The 17,487-nt window shown below is 39.3% G+C and carries 21 protein-coding genes; 4 read left to right on the forward strand and 17 right to left on the reverse strand.

What is annotated here, in order from left to right:
- Window position 1: 1 nt before the first annotated feature.
- The 10 genes from E0H94_RS16220 to E0H94_RS16265 all read right to left on the reverse strand — a co-directional run bounded on the left by E0H94_RS16220 (window position 2) and on the right by E0H94_RS16265 (window position 8,212).
- Window positions 2–421: a F0F1 ATP synthase subunit epsilon gene (locus tag E0H94_RS16220; protein WP_131327455.1), complete on the reverse strand. Its 420-nt coding sequence runs from the start codon at window positions 419–421 to the stop codon at window positions 2–4.
- 26 nt (window positions 422–447) lie between these two features.
- Window positions 448–1,842 carry a F0F1 ATP synthase subunit beta gene (atpD, locus tag E0H94_RS16225; RefSeq protein WP_104221778.1) on the reverse strand — a complete coding sequence of 465 codons (1,395 nt, stop codon included), beginning with the start codon at window positions 1,840–1,842 and terminating at the stop codon, window positions 448–450.
- A 26-nt stretch (window positions 1,843–1,868) separates the two neighbouring features.
- Window positions 1,869–2,738 carry a F0F1 ATP synthase subunit gamma gene (gene atpG / locus E0H94_RS16230; RefSeq protein WP_004684424.1) on the reverse strand — a complete coding sequence of 290 codons (870 nt, stop codon included), beginning with the start codon at window positions 2,736–2,738 and terminating at the stop codon, window positions 1,869–1,871.
- Between the two features lie 88 nt (window positions 2,739–2,826).
- Window positions 2,827–4,371 carry a F0F1 ATP synthase subunit alpha gene (atpA, locus tag E0H94_RS16235; protein ID WP_004684423.1) on the reverse strand — a complete coding sequence of 515 codons (1,545 nt, stop codon included), beginning with the start codon at window positions 4,369–4,371 and terminating at the stop codon, window positions 2,827–2,829.
- Window positions 4,372–4,433: 62 nt separating this feature from the next.
- Window positions 4,434–4,970 carry a F0F1 ATP synthase subunit delta gene (locus tag E0H94_RS16240; RefSeq protein ID WP_131265676.1) on the reverse strand — a complete coding sequence of 179 codons (537 nt, stop codon included), beginning with the start codon at window positions 4,968–4,970 and terminating at the stop codon, window positions 4,434–4,436.
- Between the two features lie 12 nt (window positions 4,971–4,982).
- On the reverse strand, window positions 4,983–5,453 hold the full coding sequence (locus tag E0H94_RS16245; RefSeq protein ID WP_131327456.1) for a F0F1 ATP synthase subunit B: 471 nt from the start codon (window positions 5,451–5,453) through the stop codon (window positions 4,983–4,985).
- A 40-nt stretch (window positions 5,454–5,493) separates the two neighbouring features.
- Window positions 5,494–5,739 (reverse strand): F0F1 ATP synthase subunit C, encoded by a 246-nt coding sequence (gene atpE / locus E0H94_RS16250; RefSeq protein ID WP_000424060.1) that lies wholly within the window; start codon window positions 5,737–5,739, stop codon window positions 5,494–5,496.
- Window positions 5,740–5,825: 86 nt separating this feature from the next.
- The gene (gene atpB, locus E0H94_RS16255) at window positions 5,826–6,701 is read right to left on the reverse strand and encodes a F0F1 ATP synthase subunit A (protein WP_116763356.1); all 876 of its coding nucleotides are present in this window, start codon (window positions 6,699–6,701) and stop codon (window positions 5,826–5,828) included.
- 102 nt (window positions 6,702–6,803) lie between these two features.
- Complete coding sequence (locus E0H94_RS16260) at window positions 6,804–7,202, reverse strand: ATP synthase subunit I (RefSeq protein WP_131327457.1); 399 nt, start codon at window positions 7,200–7,202, stop codon at window positions 6,804–6,806.
- 170 nt (window positions 7,203–7,372) lie between these two features.
- Entirely contained in the window at window positions 7,373–8,212 is an 840-nt protein-coding gene (locus tag E0H94_RS16265; RefSeq protein WP_131327458.1) for a metal ABC transporter solute-binding protein, Zn/Mn family, read from the reverse strand.
- A 138-nt stretch (window positions 8,213–8,350) separates the two neighbouring features.
- On the opposite strand from E0H94_RS16265, the gene E0H94_RS16270 reads away from it, so the two are divergent.
- Genes E0H94_RS16270 through znuB form a run of 3 tightly spaced genes read left to right on the forward strand, consistent with a single transcriptional unit; the run spans window position 8,351 to window position 10,416 of the window.
- The gene (locus tag E0H94_RS16270; protein ID WP_016165606.1) at window positions 8,351–8,848 is read left to right on the forward strand and encodes a transcriptional repressor; all 498 of its coding nucleotides are present in this window, start codon (window positions 8,351–8,353) and stop codon (window positions 8,846–8,848) included.
- On the forward strand, window positions 8,821–9,612 hold the full coding sequence (gene znuC / locus E0H94_RS16275) for a zinc ABC transporter ATP-binding protein ZnuC (protein ID WP_131327459.1): 792 nt from the start codon (window positions 8,821–8,823) through the stop codon (window positions 9,610–9,612). The genes E0H94_RS16270 and znuC overlap by 28 nt, the downstream gene beginning before the upstream one ends.
- Before the next feature lie 3 nt (window positions 9,613–9,615).
- Window positions 9,616–10,416, forward strand: a complete 801-nt coding sequence (znuB, locus tag E0H94_RS16280; RefSeq protein WP_131327460.1) for a zinc ABC transporter permease subunit ZnuB — start codon at window positions 9,616–9,618, stop codon at window positions 10,414–10,416.
- Window positions 10,417–10,453: 37 nt separating this feature from the next.
- Here znuB and E0H94_RS16285 read toward each other — a convergent pair whose 3' ends face one another.
- Complete coding sequence (locus tag E0H94_RS16285; RefSeq protein ID WP_131327461.1) at window positions 10,454–11,077, reverse strand: LysE family transporter; 624 nt, start codon at window positions 11,075–11,077, stop codon at window positions 10,454–10,456.
- 163 nt (window positions 11,078–11,240) lie between these two features.
- Between E0H94_RS16285 and E0H94_RS16290 the strand changes: the two genes are divergently transcribed.
- Window positions 11,241–12,161 carry a Dyp-type peroxidase gene (locus E0H94_RS16290; protein WP_131327462.1) on the forward strand — a complete coding sequence of 307 codons (921 nt, stop codon included), beginning with the start codon at window positions 11,241–11,243 and terminating at the stop codon, window positions 12,159–12,161.
- 192 nt (window positions 12,162–12,353) lie between these two features.
- Here the strand turns inward: E0H94_RS16290 and E0H94_RS16295 are convergent, their stop codons facing one another.
- The 6 genes from E0H94_RS16295 to E0H94_RS16320 form a co-directional block, all read right to left on the reverse strand.
- Window positions 12,354–12,971 carry a hypothetical protein gene (locus E0H94_RS16295; protein ID WP_171462086.1) on the reverse strand — a complete coding sequence of 206 codons (618 nt, stop codon included), beginning with the start codon at window positions 12,969–12,971 and terminating at the stop codon, window positions 12,354–12,356.
- Entirely contained in the window at window positions 12,968–13,093 is a 126-nt protein-coding gene (locus E0H94_RS18940; protein WP_264757565.1) for a hypothetical protein, read from the reverse strand. The genes E0H94_RS16295 and E0H94_RS18940 overlap by 4 nt, the downstream gene beginning before the upstream one ends.
- Window positions 13,094–13,335: 242 nt before the next feature.
- A complete protein-coding gene (locus E0H94_RS16305) occupies window positions 13,336–13,857 on the reverse strand; it encodes a hypothetical protein (protein WP_131327463.1) in 522 nt (173 codons plus the stop codon).
- Window positions 13,858–14,036: 179 nt separating this feature from the next.
- Window positions 14,037–14,528 (reverse strand): hypothetical protein, encoded by a 492-nt coding sequence (locus E0H94_RS16310; RefSeq protein WP_131327464.1) that lies wholly within the window; start codon window positions 14,526–14,528, stop codon window positions 14,037–14,039.
- Between the two features lie 2 nt (window positions 14,529–14,530).
- Window positions 14,531–16,948 carry a hypothetical protein gene (locus E0H94_RS16315; RefSeq protein ID WP_131327465.1) on the reverse strand — a complete coding sequence of 806 codons (2,418 nt, stop codon included), beginning with the start codon at window positions 16,946–16,948 and terminating at the stop codon, window positions 14,531–14,533.
- On the reverse strand, window positions 16,948–17,481 hold the full coding sequence (locus E0H94_RS16320; protein WP_131327466.1) for a hypothetical protein: 534 nt from the start codon (window positions 17,479–17,481) through the stop codon (window positions 16,948–16,950). The genes E0H94_RS16315 and E0H94_RS16320 overlap by 1 nt, the downstream gene beginning before the upstream one ends.
- Between the last annotated feature and the right edge of the window lie 6 nt (window positions 17,482–17,487).

The following is a 17,487-nucleotide window of genomic DNA, read 5'->3' on the forward strand; positions in this document are numbered from 1 at the left end:
CTTATTGAGCGCGGTTTTTGATTTTGCGGATGGTTTCCAACTGAGCAGCAGTTTCTGCAAGAGCAGCCAAAGCAGCAGCCGAGTCCAAGTCGCTCTTTTGATTGGCAAGCAATTGTTCAGCGTGTTTACGCGCTTCAAGAATTGCCGCTTCATCTAAGTTTTCTGCACGGACTGCAGTATCTGCAAGAACCGTAACAACATGCGGTTGAACTTCGAGTACACCACCAGATACATAGATTAACTCTTCTGTACCATTTTCAAGTAGAACGCGGATTGCGCCCGGCTTGAGTAAAGTTACTAGTGGTGCGTGACCAGGCATAATACCCAACTCACCACCAGCACCTTTAGCAATTAGCATCGTTACAGTGCCAGAGTACAAAGACTCTGCAACACTTACAACATCACACTGCATAGTCGCCATGAGAATCTCCTAAATTAGGTAACTAATTAAAGTTTCTCAGCTTTAGCAATTACTTCGTCAATACCACCAACCATGTAGAACGCTTGTTCTGGGATGTGATCGTATTCACCAGCTAAAAGACCTTTAAAGCCACGAATCGTTTCTTTAAGCGGTACAAGTTTACCAGGAGCACCAGTAAACACTTCAGCTACGTGGAACGGTTGAGAGAAGAAACGTTGGATTTTACGCGCACGGTAAACAGTCAACTTATCTTCTTCTGCAAGTTCGTCCATACCAAGAATCGCGATGATGTCTTTCAATTCTTTATAACGTTGAAGAACGTTTTGAACTGAACGAGCAATCTCGTAATGCTCAGTACCCACTACAAGTGGATCTAACTGACGTGAAGTTGAGTCAAGTGGATCGATCGCTGGGTAAATACCAGAAGATGCGATGTCACGGCTCAATACTACAGTTGCGTCTAAGTGAGCAAACGTTGTAGCAGGCGATGGATCTGTTAAGTCATCGGCAGGTACGTATACCGCTTGGATTGACGTAATCGAACCAGACTTAGTCGATGTAATACGTTCTTGAAGAACACCCATCTCTTCTGCAAGTGTCGGTTGGTAACCTACTGCAGATGGCATACGACCTAGAAGTGCTGATACTTCAGTACCTGCTAGTGTATAACGGTAGATGTTGTCTACGAACAATAGTACGTCACGGCCTTTGCCGTTTTCGTCTTTCTCGTCACGGAAGTACTCAGCCATGGTCAAACCAGTCAACGCTACGCGTAAACGGTTACCTGGTGGCTCATTCATCTGACCGTAGACCATGGCTACTTTGTCAAGAACGTTTGAGTCTTTCATCTCATGATAGAAGTCGTTACCTTCACGAGTACGCTCACCAACACCAGCGAACACAGATAAACCTGAGTGCGCTTTAGCGATGTTGTTGATCAACTCCATCATGTTTACAGTTTTACCAACACCGGCACCACCGAACAGACCAACTTTACCACCTTTAGCGAACGGGCATAGTAAGTCGATGACTTTAATACCAGTTTCTAAAAGGTCAGTAGAAGCTGCTTGTTCAGCATAAGAAGGTGCTTGACGGTGAATCGGCAAACGCGCTTCAGTCGCAACTGGACCAGCTTCGTCGATTGGGCGACCAAGAACGTCCATGATACGACCCAAAGTCGCTGTACCCACTGGTACAGAAATTGGAGCGTTAGTATTCGTTACGTTCAAACCACGCTTAAGGCCTTCAGTAGAACCCATTGCAATAGTACGAACTACGCCATCACCAAGTTGTTGCTGAACTTCTAATGTAGTTTCAGTGCCATCAACGTGGAGAGCGTCATAGATCTTAGGAACGCTGTTACGTTCAAACTCGACGTCGATAACCGCGCCGATGATCTGAATGATACGACCGCTACTCATTGCTGTCTCCTCAATTCAAAATAATGTTAAACGGCAGCGGCACCACCAACGATCTCAGAAATTTCCTGAGTAATCGCGGCTTGACGCAGCTTGTTATAAATAAGTTGTAGGCTCTTGATCAAATCACCTGCGTTGTCGGTTGCAGCTTTCATTGCAACCATACGAGCTGACTGCTCACACGCGATGTTTTCGATCACGCCTTGATATACCACAGACTCGATATAACGAACCAATAAGCCATTTAAAAGCTGTTCAGCTTCAGGCTCATAGATATAATCCCAACCGTATTGACGGTTAAGGGTCTTGTTTTCTTCCGCAGTTGCTAAAGGAACAAGTTGTTCGATTTTTTGATTTTGAGTCATGGCATTGACAAAGCCGTTTGACACAAGATAAATACGATCTAACTCGCCTTTATCAAATGCGTCTAACATCACCTGTACAGAACCAGATAACTGTTCAAGGCTTGGTGTATCACCGACATTTGTCGTAGCACCCAGCACTTTACCGCCGTAGTTTTTAAAAAACGAAACCGCTTTTTGACCAATTAAAGCAAATTGAACTTCAATTGACTGCTCTTGTTGCTGTTGTACGTGTTTAACCACTTTTTTGAACAGGTTAATGTTCAAACCACCAGCAAGGCCACGATCTGAAGACACAATGATATAGCCAACGCGCTTCACAGGGCGTTCAACCATATAACGGTGTTTGTATTCAGGATTCGCTTGAACCAAGTGAGCAATTACACGGTGCATATTTTCGGCATACGGACGGCCTTGAGCCATGCGCTCTTGCGCACGACGCATCTTAGAAGCTGCTACCATCTGCATCGCGCGAGTAATTTTCTGCGTGCTTTTGATACTAGCTACTTTGGCGCGAATTTCTTTTAAATTTGCCATACGCTTAACCTAGTATTCGAAGGCCCTTTCGAGCCCTCGAAGGTTGATCCGTGAACCAAACCAAAACTAAATCCAACTGAAGTTGAAATTAGTAAGTTTGAGTCGCTTTAAAGCTTTCAATACCTGCTTTGATTGCAGCTTCGATGTCTTTGTTGTAATCACCAGTTTCATCGATGTTTTGCATTAACGCAGCATTTTCTGAACGGAAGTAAGAAATTAACGCAGCATCAAAGTCTACGATTTTCTTCACTTCAACGTCAGCCATGTAGCCTTCGTTAGATGCATAAATTGAAACAGCTTGGTCAGCAATTGAATATGGAGCATATTGTTTTTGCTTCATTAATTCAGTTACACGTTGACCATGTTCAAGTTGCTTACGAGTTGCTTCATCAAGGTCAGAAGCGAACTGAGCAAACGCTGCCAATTCACGGTATTGCGCCAAAGCAGTACGGATACCACCAGACAATTTTTTGATGATCTTAGTCTGCGCTGAACCACCAACACGAGATACAGAGATACCCGCGTTCACAGCAGGACGAATACCTGCGTTGAATAATGATGTTTCAAGGAAGATCTGACCGTCAGTGATCGAAATTACGTTCGTTGGTACGAATGCAGATACGTCACCCGCTTGAGTTTCAATGATTGGTAATGCAGTTAATGAACCAGTTTGGCCTTTAACTTCACCATTCGTGAATTTCTCAACGTAGTCAGCAGAAACGCGCGAAGCACGCTCAAGAAGACGTGAGTGAAGATAGAATACGTCACCTGGATACGCTTCACGACCTGGTGGACGACGTAACAATAATGAAATTTGACGGTAAGCAACAGCTTGCTTAGACAAATCATCATAAATGATTAGTGCATCTTCACCGCGGTCACGGAAGTATTCACCCATTGTACAGCCAGAATATGGAGCCAAGTACAACATTGCTGCTGGATCGGCTGCAGCTGCTGCTACAACAGTGGTATACGCCATAGCGCCAGTTTCTTCTAGCTTGCGCACAACGTTAGCAATAGTCGATTGTTTTTGACCAATAGCTACGTATACACATTTAATGCCAGAGTTTTTCTGAGCGATGATCGCATCAATCGCCATAGCTGTTTTACCAGTTTGACGGTCACCAATGATCAACTCACGCTGACCACGGCCTACAGGGATCATTGTATCTACTGATTTATAACCAGTTTGTACAGGTTGATCCACTGATTGACGCCAAATTACGCCTGGTGCTACTTTTTCAACAGCATCAGTGAGTTTTGCATCAATTGGGCCTTTACCATCAATTGGGTTACCCAAAGCATCTACGACACGGCCTAAAAGTTCTGGACCAACCGGAACTTCTAATACACGACCTGTGCAACGTGCTTTTTGACCTTCTTGAAGGCTTAAGTAGTTACCTAAAACAACGACGCCCACTGAATCCTGTTCTAGGTTCAGTGCCATACCGTATAAGCCGCCGTCGAATTCGATCATTTCACCGTACATTGCATCAGCAAGGCCGTGAATACGCACAATACCGTCGGAAACCATAACAATGGTTCCTTCGTTTTTAGCGGTCGCGCTGGTGTCCAGATCGCCGATACGCTGTTTAATGAGCGCACTGATCTCGGATGGATTCAGTTGTTGCATTGCGCTATACCTCAATCTTTATTAAGTTCAGTCTTCTAATACGCAGCTTTTTTCAAGCCTTATTACGCAAGAAGACGAGTCCGCATTTTTTCAAGCTTGTTAAGCGCAGAGTCATCTATCACTTGGTCGCCTGCACGAATAACAACACCAGCAATAAGCTCTGGTTTAACTTCTACAGTCACATTTACCGCAGCTTCGAATTTTTTCTCTAAAGCATGTGCAAGTAATTGTTCTTGTACAGAAGTCATAGGGAATGCAGATTCAATCACCACATCCACCGTATTGTTATTCTGTGATTTGAGCTGTTCATATTCCGCAGAAATTTCAGGAAGAAGTACCAAACGGTTATTTTCAGCAAGCAATGTCAAAAAGTTTGACACTGCTGCAGTTTGGTCTTCGCCTAATACCTTTGCAAAAAGACTTACCTGCTCAGCAGGAGTAAGCTCAGGGCGAGTTAAGAAAGCTGAAAATGCTTCGTCTTGCACCGCAGCACTGAGCAAGTTCAATGCAGATGACCAAGAGTCAGTTGCATTTTGCTCAGAAGCATAAGCAAATGCTGCCTTAGCGTATGGGCGTGCCAACGTCAAGAGTTCAGCCATAATCCGCCTCTCTTAAAGTTTAGCAGCCAGCTGAGTCAGCATGGCATTGTGAGCTTCTGCATCAACTTGCTGGCTCAGGATTTTCTCTGCACCAGTAACTGCCAAAGCAGCAACTTGTTGACGTAATTCTTCGCGAGCAGAATTGATTTCAGTATCAACAGCTTCTTTCGCTTGTTGACGAATACGCTCACCTTCAGCCGCAGCTTGAGTACGCGCTTCTTCTACCAATTGTGCACCACGACGGTTCGCTTGTTCGATCAATTGAGCCGCTTGTGCTTTCGCTGCGTCTAATTCAGCTTTCACTTGAGCTTGCGCATCCGCAAGATCAGCTTTTGCTTTTTCAGCAGCGTTTAAGCCATCAGCAATTTTACGCTGACGCTCACTAATCGCATTGATTAGTGGTGGCCATACGAATTTCATACAGAATGCGACAAACATCGCAAATGCAATCGCTTGACCAATCAATGTGAGGTTGATATTCATTTCGCTATTCCTCAATAGTTTAATTTAGGAATTAAGCTGATTAACCTACAAATGGATTAGCGAAGATGAAGAACAAGCCAATACCAACACCGATCATAGGCACAGCATCAAGAAGACCCGCGATTAAGAACATACGAGTTTGAAGTTGTGGAGCCAATTCTGGTTGACGAGCAACAGCTTCAAGGAAGCGACCGCCTAAAAGACCAAAACCAATCGCAGTACCTAAAGCACCGAAAGCGATCAAGATAGCAGATGCAATTGCAACTAGACCTAAAGTGAGTTCCATGATAATTCCTCAGAGGTTAGGTTTATACCAAATTAAAGTAAAAAAATTTTTAAGCCCAACCATCCGTTGATAGTTAGGCAGTACCATTAATGTTTTTCGCTTGCCATGCTCAAGTATACGATAGTCAGCATCATGAAAATGAATGCTTGTAACGTAATAACAAGAATGTGGAAGATCGCCCAAGGCACAGACAGAGCCCACTGGATCCAGAACGGTAATAATGCAATCAAGATGAAGATTAACTCACCTGCATACATGTTACCGAAAAGTCGTAGAGCCAATGAAACTGGACGTGCAAGGAATGTTACCAATTCAAGAATTAAGTTCACTGGAATCAGTAACGCTTTTGCAACTGGGTTACTTGGATTAAATGGGTTAAGTGCCAATTCGCCAACGAAACCACCAATCCCTTTTTCACGGATACTGTAGAACAAGATCAGTACGAATACAGATAAAGACATACCTAAGGTAATGTTTGGATCTGTAGAAGGTACAACCTTGAAGTAAACGTGATGAGGATCCATACCAAATACGTTAGAGCCAATAATTCCTGCAAGATGCGGAATGAAATCTACTGGAAGTAAATCCATCGCATTCATCAGGAAAATCCACACAAAAATCGTGAGGGCTAAAGGTGCAATCAAACGTGATTTGCCATGGAAAGTGTCGCGAACACTTGAGTCCACAAACTCAATGATCATTTCAATTGCAGACTGGAACTTGGTCGGAACACCAGAGTTTGCAGCTTTCGCCACACACCAGAATAACAAACAGAAAATCACACCAAGAGTGATAGACCAACCCATTGAATCCAAGTGAATAGCAGTGAACCCCATCTGTTGAGCTTCAGCACCAGTCTCGGCCAATTTCCATGTCCCGTCTGGCATTTTGCCATAGGTCATATTGGTCAAGTGATGCTTGATATACTCGGTCGAAGTAAGGGCATGTTCTTCAGCAGCCATAAATCACACCTGGTCAATGTCAAATACAAATAGAGTAAGCGAATATCGCATGCTGCGTGATATCTCGCTTATCTCCAAAAAAACTTTTCAATTTAGCTGCGCTTAAACTCGTTTTTGTAGACGTGACACCCAAAAAGGAGCGACCCACGACATGGTTTGAACGAGGATAAAACCACAAAACAACGCCCCCGGAGATAACGGTTGGACATTGCTTAAAATTAAAATAAATCCGACGATCACAATCGTAAACTTGCCCATCATCCCTCGGTACATATTTGCAAGTACCTGTTTGGATGCTCTCGCTCCTGCAGCTCGAAACGACTGCCATGAAAAATAACAACTTGCTAGCCAGCAAACACCCGCACCAAGTGCGGCACTTAAAGCTGCCGTTGTATCTTTCACAACCCACGCCAACAAGGCTGACACAGGAATCATAAATGCTTGCAAGATGACTAATGCTTTCGCTAATCGTCGATCAATCATGCGACTAGTTCGGCTCATTATTTATTCACTCACAGCATAAATGCTTGACAAGTTTAACTGATGATCGTTTTTAATCGCAGGCATTATAGAGTTACACCCCTGAACATGCAATCATTTCCCGACCTAAGTCGAGTTTTTTTCAATACGATAACGGTTCAGCGGTTGCTTAAATATTGATTATTTTCACTTCATTGGCGCGCAGTTAATACACAATTTTTGACTTGTTGCGCCAAGTCTGACCATGCAGAAATGAAGTTATTTTCCGCTGTTAAACTTTCGTCAACTGCCTGAAACACAATAGGCTGAAGTTTTTGATACTGATTGGCACTGGCATGGGCTTCTGCCAGTAAGCACATTTTCTTTTGCCCACGATGATCGTTCAAATATTTGATTTGTGCCAAGGTTGGCGCAATATGTGGATCATCAGTCATTGATCCCGCAAGCTTCAAATGTAATGGACGTTCCAAGTACTGATAAGCATCGTGATAAGCCCAATACGGTTGTGCTGCCCCTTGGTTTTGGAATTTCTGTGCTGTACTAAACATCTGCTTGGCAAATGCTTGTGCATTATGCCAATACTTATCACGGTATTGAGGTTGTTGCTGTGAACGCAAGGCTGCAATAAAGAAACCGATACGCACTGCATTGTTTGGATCTAACCACACATGGGTATCGACCGTATTGGCTAAAGGCGCCCCTCGAGTACTGCGTTGTGGCAACGTTTTGACCAAGCCAGAAGACAAGATAGAAGCCGCTTTAGGATTATTGTGTAGCAGTTTATCCAGTGGTGCTTCGTGGGCTTTACCGAGCCAAATCACCAATCCAGCGTCTTGTATCGCCTTTCGATGTGCGGGTGTTAAAGACACATCATGTCCAGTTTGATTTTCCAAAAGTAAAACTGGTTGTTCTATTCCCTTGGTGACTTCTTGTGCAATCAAATATAATGGATGCGTTGAAACAACAAGACTTTGAGTCCACCCCACAGTACTTAGAATGGACAGTAAACAAAAAGCAAATAGACGAGACATGATTACACAGCACTAAATTTTATCTAGTGTTATAATATAACAATTCAACAAAAATACCTACGTCTAATCGTAACTTAAAGCCGTTCATGTTAAAATTTAATGTCAATTCTTCTATTTCAAGCCCGAACTGAGGTTGCTATGAGCTTATGTTCGCATGAACACCACAATGCATTACATGGCGTACATGATCATCATAATGTCGCAACACGCCTTGCTGAAGCAGAAAGTCTCTGTGCAGCCACTGGAGCGCGCTTAACCCCACTTCGTAAAGAAGTGCTCGAACTGATTTTGACTGCGCATGGTCCAATGGGGGCTTATGATTTACTCGCCAAGATTAAAAGTGAATCAGATCGCCCTGCTGCACCACCGACCGTTTATCGTACGCTTGATTTCTTATTGGAAAAGGGACTCATTCATCGTCTAACTTCGATTAATGCCTATATTCCCTGCTGCCATCCTCGCGAAGGTCATCAAGCCGCATTTTTAATTTGCACAGAATGTCATATTGTGAAAGAAGCATCTTCCGAAGGTCTATTACAACAATTAGATGCGCTTGCCACTTCTGATCATTTCACTGCACAACACAGCATTATTGAGATTTCTGGAAAATGTCAGAATTGCAGCCAAGCGAATTAAGCACTCCGACACTGATTGCCTTAGAACAAATTAGTGTCCGTATCGATAACCGTGACATTCTGAAACAGATTGACTTTTCGATCCACGAACAAGAAATTGTTACCTTAATTGGCCCCAACGGCGCGGGGAAATCAACCCTAATCAAAGTACTACTAGGCATTTTAAAACCCAATGCTGGACAAGTATCGTCTACACGAAAACTCAAATTTTCTTATGTACCACAAAAGTTTAACCCATCGCACAGCCTACCCTTACGTGTGAAAGACTTACTTGATTTAGAGTCCTGCCCTGCTGCAATTAAACAAGAAATTATTCAAGATACAGGCATTGCCAAACTGCAAGATTCTAAAGTACAACAGCTGTCTGGTGGCGAACGACAACGCGTATTATTGGCGCGGGCCTTGCTGCGCCAGCCTGACCTTTTAGTCCTCGATGAACCCATGCAAGGGCTTGATATTCAGTCTGAAGCTGAACTATATGATTACGTACGCAGCCTGCCTGAAAAATATGATTGTGCGGTATTGATGGTTTCTCATGATTTACAATGGGTGATGCAAGGCACACAACGGGTGGTCTGCTTGAATAAACATATTTGTTGTAGCGGCTTACCTGAAAATATTCAACAGCATCCAGAATACCAAGCCATTTTTGGCACCAACCGTGTGTTCTATCAACATCATCATGATCATTGTGCTCACGGAGACAGTGCCACAGCCTGCCAACATGATCCTCGCCCTCATATTCACCCTGAACCGGAAGCCTAATAGATGTTGGAATGGTTAGATCTACTGCTGCCTGCTTGGACGATGGGGACATTATTGGTGTTCTTAACCGCACCTTTGGGCTGTTTGATGCTTTGGCGTCGTATGTCATTCTTTGCTGATACCATGGCGCATGGCACTTTATTGGGTGTTGCGATTGCAGGAGCACTCAGCCTACCGTTTTGGGTCGGCGTCACATTCTTGGCATTTATGTTGGTCGCTATTTTATGGGTACTGCATGATCCACGCTTACCCAATGATGCTTTGTTAGCCCTCTGTTCGGCCACTTTGCTGTGTGCAGGCTTAATGTTGATTCAACATTTACCGAGTTTAAGACCTGAATTACTCAGCTATTTATTTGGTGACTTGCTCACAATTGCTTGGTCTGATTTACCCATGTTTGCAATTGTGATTGCACTGGCACTTGCAGTACTGTTCAAATACTGGAAAGCCCAAATTCAAATTGCGATTGATCCCGACATTGCCATTAGTGAAGGCGTGAATGCGAAATGGCAACGTTTAGTATTTATGCTACTGCTTGCTGTATTTACCGTTTTGGCATTGCGCGCCGTGGGTTCACTCTTAATGGGAGCGCTTTTGGTGATTCCAGCACTTACTGCTCGTCTACTCGCACATTCCCCTAAACAAATGGTGATTTGGGCTTTTATTGCAGCTCAATTTGGCGTCAGTGTAGGTCTATGGTCAAGTGCCGCACTCAATACCCCAACCGGTCTCAGCATCGTGCTGTGTATGGCATTGGTTTTTGCGCTGATTTTTGCAGTTCAAAAAGTGAGAAAAATGGCTTAATCCATCATCTTTCATAAATAATCTTGATCGTTGTCTATTATTGATGTACCAAACTTAAAAGTCCCGCAGCACAACTAAATAGCACAGCAAAAGTACGATTCATGTATTTTTGCTGTTTTGGGGATTTCAACAGTTTCAACACCTTTGCCGCTAAACCTGTATAGCCCGCCATCACAATCAGGTCGATACTGATCATGGTCACGGCCATCATTACATACTGAATCCACTGTGGCTTAGACAAGTCTAAGAACTGGGGCAATACCGCCAATAAAAATACAATTGCCTTTGGGTTACTCATATTGACCAAAAAACCATAACTCACCAGTTTGGGAATCGATTTTATTGCTTGTTGTTCTTGCTCAATTTGAATGGACTGTACTGGTGCCTTCCACTGCAAGTAAGCCAAATACAATAAGTAGCCCACACCAAACCACTTCACCAGCAGAAAAGCCCAAGGCGTTGTGGCAAAAAGCACTCCGACCCCAGCGGCAACAATCCCAATTTGTACCAGCAATGCCAGTTGCAAACCAATCGCATTCCAGTAACCACGTCGAAATCCATAGTTTAAACCACTCGACATCGAGGCAATTGCCCCTGCTCCAGGTGAAACACTAATCACCCAGCATGCCAACATAAACGCCATCCAAACTTGAAAAGACATCGTCACACCACCTCAAAAAGACCGGTCATTATATGACTTTTCACACATTAAATGTGCTGCGAAGTTCTTACCCAAGAATAATACTGTTTAGGCTATTCAGCTATGCATGGATCAGGCACAATAAACCCAGCCACACATTGAATAAAAATCAAAGGAGCTATAAATGACCGCACAATCCGTAATTTTACCCTTACCTTCAGATCATGCCCGCTTTATCGTATTACGTTTAAAAGATTTAACGTTACCTGAACTGAAAGAAAAGATCGAAGATTTACTGGACACGCGAGATCGTTTAATTACCCAACATCCCAATGCAGAAATTAAGACTGCGATTGCCTTTGGCCCTGAACTTTGGGCAAAACTTTATGCGCAATCTCCTGAGGGATTCAAGCCACTTGACCCAATTCAGGGTGCTTTTGAAATGCCCGCTGTACCTGCAGATGTGCTGATTCACATTGCCTCGCAACGTAGCGACATCTGTTTTACTCTCAGCCAAGCCTTTTTCGATAGAATTCAAGATAAAGTCGAGGTTTTGGATGAACGTGTGTGTTTTCGCTATTTTGATGGGCGCGATTTAACAGGCTTTATTGATGGCACTGAAAACCCACAATTTCCTGATGATCGTGCAGAAACAGCTCTTTTAGCAGAAGATGCAGGCATTTTTGCAGATGGTTCTTTTGTATTTGCACAGCGCTATATACACGATTTAGATAAATGGAAACATCTAAAAGTCGATGCACAAGAAAATGTCATGGGTCGTTCGAAACTAGAAAGCATTGAAATGGATGATGATGTCAAACCAGAAAATGCTCATATTGCACGTGTCGTGATTGAAGATGATAAAGGTGAAGAAATGGAAATTTTGCGCCATTCTTTACCTTATGGTGACGGTAACGGTGAGCAAGGCCTGTTCTTTATTGCTTATACCAAAAACCTTGGCATCATTGATGACATGTTAGAGCACATGTTTGGCACAACGGGTGATGGCATTCATGACCGTTTACTGCATTTTGTGACCGCAGTAGATGGTGCTTACTTCTTTGCTCCAAGCGAGGAGTTATTGGAAGAGGTTTTGGAGAATTAACTAAAAAATTATGAATAAGCAGCTTATTTCTGCTGCTTATTCAAAAGCCAATATCATTTTTGATTATATTTTTCAATACAATAAGTAAATACCGATTTTAAAGTCAAAATTATTTACATTTAAATTATTAACTTAACCAGAAAAATTTATAACTAATAATAATCTCACATTATTATTAAAAAAGCTTCTGAGTCAATTGAATTCTTTAAAATAAACTTTCTTACCATCCGAACACACTCCATAAAAAATTCCATAAAAGTTATCTTTTACAGAAGAGTTATTCAAATAGCTATTGCATTCCAAAACTAAATCTCCAGCAACTTTCTTAAAAACTATTTTTTGCTTTTGATAATATGGAGCACCTTCATAATTATCATTCAAATAATAGAATCCTGATTTAAAATTCTTTGATTCAGCTTGTTTAGTTACATATCCATTCTTTATAAAATCAATCCCGCCTAAGGCTAAGTTAATTTTATCAATATTTAAATTCAACTCATTATTATTATTTTTATCCACTTTAGCTTCTGCCCATCCAACTTGAACATCTTCACTATAAACATTTTTATAATATAAAGTAAAATTACCATTATTATCTTTTATGTAAAATTCATCATATGCAGGATCAAGTCTTTTAAATAGATAATCATCTACTTTTTTTGTAGGTGTAAAATTCTTACATTTTCCTGACTTTTCACAGATTCGATATGAAAAATAAAGTTTTGTACTACTTGACTTATATTGAACCGCCTCTGTTGTACATGCATACATCAAACTAATTACAAATAAAAGAAATAATCTATTCATCATTGCATAATCTCTATGTGCATGGCACCTTCACCTGGTACATCTGCTGAAATAAAACCTGAAATAATTCCATCTTTTAAAGCTTTCTGACAAACTGCTTTAAATTTTTTTCCTACACTATTCAAAGTATTTCCTGCCCCAAAACCATTACTGTTCGTACCTAAATCAATGATATTATTTTTCTATATTGCTCTTCTGAAACGCAATGTTTATAAATTTTTATCCCTTTATTTTTAAAATCAAAAGTCTTCACTTAATTTATTATCTATAGTTTTGTTTAGTTATAAATTTTAAATATAGTTAACAATAATCGATTGCCATTTAGTACCTGACCTTATCGATCATATAAGATCAGGCATCAACACTATTACTCACAATCAGATAAATCAAATCCTCTTTTTCCTGCATGCATTCCCTGAATTTCTCCATGCACAACATCAAAAAATAAAATATTATTTTTCTGAAAATTATCAGTAACTGTGTAGGTATAATCATCTTGAGAATCCCCAGCACCCTCACTTTTCATTTTTTTAATTTTATATCCTTCATAACTCTCATATATCTCTTCCATATTCATACCATTACGAATTTTTTTGGACGTATATATACTTTTATTTTCATTTTTAATTAATATTTCAACTAGCTCCTGTTTATTAAAATTATATGAAATACCATTATCAAAATCCAAAAAAGCTGTACAGCTTCCTATTTCACTTTTTTCAATACCTTTTGATGAAAAATTTAAATCTGAATATTCATTACCAAGAATATAAGACTTTCCTTCAAAATTTATTGAGTTAAAATCCAAGTAATTTTTTTTGTCAGAAATAGCTTTAGAATAGCCACACGCACTCAAAGCTATTGAAAATAAAATAAATATAAATCTCATATCATTCATTCTTATTAAATGTTAATGATAAACCTTGTAAATAAAGATGATTATTATGTCTTGGGTTAGTCCATTCACTACACCTAGGGAGTATAATGCTACCAAAGTTAAGCATAGCGATAACAAAAAAATCACTCATAATACACATTTCAAAAAAATTGATATTTAAAAAGATGTTCTCATGAACATCCCTCTTGATATTTCAATTTATCAAGTGTTCCATATGTAACCTCTGCTACCCTATTCTCAACAATATAAAATTTAACACCATTATTATTGTCAAATTGGTGCTGCAAATAGTACGTATTATCATCATATGCACTTTTCACCAAAATCAAGTCTTTAACCTTAGATTTTAAATCTTCAACAGAAAGTCCCTTAAATGTAGATTTTTGATATGAAGCAGTAGAAAGCTTATTATCAAAGACCAAATAGCTAATATTTTCATCCTTATTTTCTGCGTACAAACAATTATCAATAATCTCTGTATCATCCACTTGCTTTACAAGGCCTTCTTTTTCCAACTTAATGTAATCTTCACCGATATCCATATTTTTAAATTCAGACAATAAACCATTTAATAAATAATTATTATCAACTATTTTTGTTTCTTCTTTGACATTACATGCTATCAAGATAAAAAATAAAGGAAAAATACATAGTTTATACATTATTAAATATCCTCAATTTTAGGCAAGCATGCGCCAATATGTAAATGGTGGTAATGATTATTTGCATAGCTTGTGCCTGATATTTTGGGTTTCTTGCTATAACCATCCTGAGTATAAAACACTGTAAAACCAAACTTTCTTAACTCACGAACTAGAGTAATATTCCGTTGTTCATCATAATCATTATTTTGTGTCCAAATTGCGTTAGTTCTATGTGCATTCTTTTTTCCTATGTATCTAAAATCACATGCTTCACCATTACGATGTGTAACACTTGGTGCCTGTGAACTACCATCAATAAGGCTTCCTCCTGAACTTGGGTATTCCTCATAACCGAGACTCATGAATGTACCAAGAACTCCTGACATGGTAATACCATTTAAATAAAATCTAATATTCCCTCCTGTCATAAACCATTTATATCCAATATTTCCACTCTTATAAGAGCCATGTTCTGTAAAATCAATGAGATAACAACTTCCATAGATAACCTCATTTCCTGCTTTACGCATAGGCGCTTTAACAAATTTAGATTTCCCTAAATTATGAGTCTTACCATTCTGGTCATAATAAATGAACTCAGCAAAACCAGTTGCAGCTTTATTCTCTCTTTTGATTTTTCCATCATGATAAATATGATATCGAGTCGTATCACTTGTTGGCGGTGATTGATTACTTACCGTTGTTAATGGCTTTCCTCCACTTTCAGTATACGTATTATTTTGCTTCGTTTGATTCTTCTTATCTGCCTCAGTTTTTGCTTTTTCTGCTTCTTCTTTTGCTTTCTTTTCCTGCACTTCTTTCTGCTGTTGTTGCTTTTTTAGATCTTCGGCCTGCTTACGCTTTGCATCTGCAACTTCATATAGTTTCGATGCCTGAACAGCGCTACCATTTACGGTAAAGGGCGTAGTTGAGCTTGATTTTTCAACACGACTTAAAACTAAACTTTTTCCTTTTATGCCAAAGCCAAAAACAAAACCCGTTAACATTCGCACATTTATTACACCGCGATTATTTGTTCTTTTCGGTATTTCTCGGCCTCGATAAAAGAGACTAAACAATGTATTTGGGACAATTTCATCATCTTGAGTTACTGAAATATTAAAAGAATGTACAGGAAGCTTCACTTTAACTGTTTTATTTTTCAATGCGGCGCTAACTTGAAAATGATGAATTACCTGTTTCTGTCCATCACCTTCTACTGAAACCTCAATATCTTGCCCTTCCTCCGCATTAATCCCTTGCTTAATCCCACGACTATCAGCTGTATGCTTTTTAATATTACCTTTATAGGTAAGAAAAAAATTCATATTAGAGATTGCCTTACCAGAATCGCCTTCGACTATTTCAATATTAAAGTTTACATCTTTAGATGCAGGAGTTACATTTGCCTCTTGAGATGTCGAAGATTGTCCTTGTTCATTTCTTACTTCTTGAGGTGTTTTATTAACCTGAGGTCTCGGTTGAGGCGTACTATCTGTCTCTAAAGTTGCTGAATGGCTTGTAACTTTAAAATCACTTAAAGTTGCTTTTTGTTTTTCATTTGCTTTTTGAATAATACTATTCGACTCTTTTCCATCAGCAACAATTTTTATTTCTGTATTTGGGTTTCTAACAATAACAGGAAGGTTACCATTCTCATCACTCTTAACCTTAACTCTTGTTTCTCCTGAAATATATTTACCATTGTTTTTGGAAATAATTGTTACTTCTTTATTTTTTAATTCTAAGCCTGAACTATCTTTTAGAGTAATATAAATTTTTCTTTTGCAACAGCTTTCTAAATCAAAACCACTGAACATTGATAAGTATGAAGAAATATGTGTTCCATTATCATCAGATACAGCTGATTTTGTTTTAAATATAGGTGAGCCAAGAAAAGTTGCTAGTCCTCCTTCACCCATTAAATGAGCACCAGCTATTGCTCCCGATTCAGTTACCTCAACCCCGTTAATAATTTTTCCATAATATTGATTGAAATTTAATATCTGCATACGTTTACATAAAAAATTTATCCAATCACTCACTGCCATTAATTGTAATTCAGGCTTTGTAAGAAAATCATTGAAAGAATGAATTCCATTCTTACCTGACCATTCCCCTTTCCAGTCATTTTTATCAAAAGTTGTCCTAATCGTATTTATTCTTTGCTTCTCTTTCTCTGGGTTTAGCTTTCTAAAATCTACACCTAAATCTCCTAAATAATATCCAGTTTCAAATAACGCAGACTCTCCCATTTGAAAAAAACCACGATATCCTCCTGAGCTTTTTTTAGCTGCTGCTATTATATTGGATTTGTGGTTTAAGCTTAGTTTCAAATCAGCACTTGATTCTTTATAGCTAACAGCTTGTATAAATCCATTTCTATTTAATTCAAAATCTTGTACTGATCCATCTTGAAATTTTATAGTCTTTTTCATTATTTAAACCTGTCATGAATCTTATATTTAGAAATATTACTAATAGATGTTTCTCTGAATAAATACCCATTTAAAGCTGATACAATATTTGCATCTTCTCCAACTTTACTACAAGATAAATTCACATCTACGGAATCTTCTTTTCTAAACCCACCTTTAATTTTTTTTCGATCTATTTCTCTTGAATATGCGAATGAATTAATATCATTATAAATCATGATAAGATCAGTTTTATTATGTTTCATTTCCGCCCAATAAATATAATAATTTTTATTTTTATACTGAACATGGTTACATGTTCCTGTAGATGTCCAATTTTTATCTTTTAAATCAAAGCCAATTTTTTTTGCTATTTTTTTGTTTTCTTTATTAAAGTTATCTTCCCATATATCAGGACACTGAACATCTTCTAATACAATTACTTGTACTGCTGGCTCGCTCCAATATTTCATACATTCTTTAGCACTTCCTGCATGTAAATTTATACTATTTAGCAAAATACATGCACCAATCATTATCTTTACAGTTTTCATTATTAA

Origin of the sequence: Acinetobacter sp. ANC 4173, from assembly GCF_004331255.1 — a bacterium.
In the GTDB taxonomy this organism is placed as follows: Bacteria; Pseudomonadota; Gammaproteobacteria; order Pseudomonadales; family Moraxellaceae; genus Acinetobacter.